The 2,788-nt window shown below is 65.9% G+C and carries 2 protein-coding genes and 1 pseudogene; 1 reads left to right on the top strand and 2 read right to left on the bottom strand.

Features of this window, described 5'->3' with window-relative positions:
• Nucleotides 1-345: 345 nt before the first annotated feature.
• A pseudogene (locus tag ACTT8P_RS38040) lies at nt 346-423 on the bottom strand (metallopeptidase family protein); the annotation flags it as partial.
• A gap of 69 nt (nt 424-492) precedes the next feature.
• Between ACTT8P_RS38040 and ACTT8P_RS38035 the strand changes: the two are divergent.
• Complete coding sequence (locus ACTT8P_RS38035) at nt 493-2,187, top strand: recombinase family protein (RefSeq protein ID WP_442836363.1); 1,695 nt, start codon at nt 493-495, stop codon at nt 2,185-2,187.
• 139 nt (nt 2,188-2,326) lie between these two features.
• Here ACTT8P_RS38035 and ACTT8P_RS38030 read toward each other — a convergent pair.
• The coding region (locus ACTT8P_RS38030) for an integrase core domain-containing protein (RefSeq protein ID WP_442836362.1) at nt 2,327-2,788 on the bottom strand (462 nt) is incomplete at its 5' end.

The following is a 2,788-nucleotide window of genomic DNA, read 5'->3' as shown; positions in this document are numbered from 1 at the left end:
CGGCCGCCCGGCGCCACCGAGCCGCCGTCGGGGGCCTCGGCGCCCCGTTCCCCCGCGGAGTGCGAGGGCCTGCCGCTCCCGCCCGGCACGTCCCCGCCCACGCTCATGCAGCCCGCGGCGGCGGCGACGGCCACGGCGGTGGCCGCCAGTCGGACGGGTACGTACAAGGGGCGCACGGCGGCCACCTCCGGGGCGTCAAGGAGTCGCCGTGCCCAACTCCCGCCGCGCACAAGAAGACACGCGCCTCCCACACATCCGCACACCCGTCCGGAACGGTCACCCGGAACGACGCCTCACCCGTCAGACCCGCCGAGCCCGCCGGACCCGTCACTCGTCACCCGTACATCACCCATACCCCAACGCATGCAACCGCGCGTCGTCGATGCCGAAGTGGTGCGCGATCTCATGCACGCAGGAATTTTCGTGAAACACTGCATTTTGGTCGCGCTCCGTATCTAAGCTGATCCGCGACGTGAAGGATGGGGAGGCTCAATGCCGCAACGTGAGGTTCTTGCCCGTATTGCCCAAGCGACGCTCCGGGCGATTCTGTATCTGCGCATCTCTGACCTCACAGACACGTCCACGTCGATACCTCGCCAGGAGAAGGCGGGCCGCTCGAAGGTCGACGACCTCGGCGCCGAGGTCGTGAAGATCTTCAAGGACGTGGACAAGTCCGGTTACCACACATACGTGGAGCGTCCGGACTGGGACGCCGCGCTGTCCATGCTCCGTGAGCGCCTGGCGGACGTGCTGATCGTCTTCAAGGTGGACCGCGCGACCCGCCAGGGCATCCCCCAGGCATCCGAGATCATCCGCGTCGTCTACGAGACGGGCTGCCGCTTCATCTCCATCGCGGACGGCATCGATTCCGAGAACGAGGGCTGGGAGCTTCAGCTCACCATCGCCGCCCACCAGGCGCACCGGGAGTCCAAGAACACAGCCACCCGAGTGGCCGACCTGCGGGCCGACGAGCGGGATGCGGGCCGCTGGATGGGATCACGCCCGTACGGCTTCCTGGTCACCCCTGAGAGGAAGCTGGAGTTGCACGAGGAGGAGGCAGAGGTCATACGGTCCGTCGCCCGGAAGCTCCTCAACGGCGAGTCCCTGCGGTCAGTCGCGGCATGGGTCAACGCTGAGGGCCACGACTCTCCGCGATGGGCAAGTCGTAAGATCCGCATCGCTCAGTTGGAAGCCAAGGGCGAACCACTCAAGGCTCAGAAGCTCCGGGAGAAGCCGCTCAAGGGCCCGAATTCCTGGTCGTGGCCCGTGGTCCGGAATATGGTCCTGTCGCCACTCATGACCGGCTACCTGCCGCACAAGGGCGAGATCTACCGCCACTCGCGCACGGGTGAGATGGTCCGAGTCGGCCCCGAGATCATCTCTCTCGCGGACTACACCCGCCTCCGGGCGATGTTCGGTACACGTGTTCCAGTGCACTGGACTCGCGATGCGACACCAGGCAGCAAGTCCAAGGACACGGGACGGGCCGTATCAGGGCTCTTGTCGGACTTCCTGTATTGCGGAGAGTGCGGGGCCCGGATGTCGTACGACGCGTACTGGATCCGAAACGACAAGCCTTGGCCGCGCTATCGCTGCGCGCGCCGCCAGATGAGCGGCAGGTGCCCTGGAACACTGATGAAGGGCGATTATGCGGACGCGCTGGTCACCGGTGCGCTGGTCGGCCACCTGACCGCCTTGGAGGATGACTCCCCTGCGCTCCTGGCCATCGCGGAACGCTGGGCGGACTTGCAGCACCCAGAACGACGGGCACAACGGCGGGAACTGGAGGCCCGCATCCAGAACGAAGAGGAGTTCCTGGACCGCTTGGAAGAGGAGAAACTGAACGGTCTCTTCCAAGGCAAGCGCGGTGAGGAGCGGTTCCGGCGTCGTTATGACGCCAGCAACGAACGCCTGGAGCAGTACGAGGGGGAGCTAGCGGCTCTCCCCAATGCTCAGACGCTCGACATCACGTTCCTGCGGGACTCGGAGCTGTTCGCGGAAGCGTGGGAGGGCTGGCCGCTCAGCGAGAAACGCGAGATCCTCGGACTCGCACTGAACCGGGCCTGGCTCTTCAAGGCTCGTACGTCAGGTGTGAAGCCCTCCGTGGACCGGTTCCGGTTCTGGTGGGTCGGTGACCCGGAGCCGACGAACATCGGTGTGCCCCTGCCACTGACCGAGGCGGACTGAGACGGACGCCGCATGAGGGAGGGTCGGCCCCGCCAAGGGATCGGCCCTCTTTTGCGTTGCGCCACGGCCGGCTGAGCTGTCCGTGACGGAGCGGGTGCCAGGGGGCAAGAAATGAACCGCCCCGGGTTCGATAGAGATCTCAGCTTGTGGTTTTGACCTGGGGTTTCGTGGTTGTCAGGTAGTGGTTGGTCTCGTACTCGACGGGTGGGACGTGGCCTATCTCACCGTGGAGTCGGCGGTGGCAGTACCAGTCGATCCACTCGGCGGTGGCCAGCTCGACCTGGGAAAGGCCCTTCCAGGGCCGTTGCGGCTTGATCAGCTCGGTTTTGTACAGGCCGATGGTGCTCTCCATGAGTGCGTTGTCGTAGACGTCGCCGACGGAGCCGATCGAGGCCGCGATGCCGGCTGCGTCCAGGTGTTCGGCCAGCTTGAAACTGGTGTATTGGCTGCCCGCATCGCTGTGGTGTATCAACTCGCCGCGAACGTGGGGGTGTTCATCGCGGTCGCGCTGCCACAGCGCCATCTCCAGAGCGTCCAGGACGAGCTGGGTCTCCTTCGATGTCGCGGCGGACCAGCCGACGATCCGGCGGGAGAAGGTGTC

Origin of the sequence: Streptomyces sp. JW3 (assembly GCF_052216785.1) — a bacterium.
Taxonomy (GTDB): domain Bacteria; phylum Actinomycetota; class Actinomycetes; order Streptomycetales; family Streptomycetaceae; genus Streptomyces.
The sequence above is the reverse complement of the archived record's forward strand: the minus strand, read 5'-3'. Positions and strand labels throughout refer to the sequence as shown.